The sequence below is a fragment of the Burkholderia sp. BCC1972 genome (assembly GCF_905339605.1).
In the GTDB taxonomy this organism is placed as follows: domain Bacteria; phylum Pseudomonadota; class Gammaproteobacteria; order Burkholderiales; family Burkholderiaceae; genus Burkholderia.
Map to the genome: position 1 here is coordinate 1 of NZ_CAJPGH010000098.1, position 406 is coordinate 406.

Genomic DNA, 406 nt, shown 5'->3' on the forward strand with positions numbered 1-406 from the left:
CTGCTGGACCGCCAGGCGCAGCAGCGGATCGATCGTCGTCATCTTGGTCGCGCTGCCGAACGGGCCCCACCAGTCGGCGTTGCGGCCGTCGTCGACGGCGATCGTGCCGAGCGGCGACGCGCAGCGCTGCAGCCCCGAATCGGCGCCGGCGCTCGCACCGCCTGCCGCGGCACCCGTCACGCCGGCGTTCTGGCCGCCGGGCGTCACCACGCCGCCGCACCCCGCGACGGACGCACCAAGCGCTGCAACCAGCGCACCTTGAGTGAGACGTTGGGAAAGGTTGGTCTTCATGTCGTTGTCGATCGATTAGAGTCGTTGTCCGGCTTATGTGTCCGTGCGAACTTCGATAAGCCCCCCGGCGTGGCGCGCGATGGTGGTCTCCCCGCGGCTGCCCCCGTTGCTTTGC

The 406-nt window shown here is 70.0% G+C and carries 1 pseudogene; it reads right to left on the bottom strand.

Annotation, left to right across the window (positions count from 1 at the left end):
• Positions 1 to 291, bottom strand: a pseudogene (locus tag U5798_RS36970) (hypothetical protein); the annotation flags it as partial.
• Positions 292 to 406: the final 115 nt, after the last annotated feature.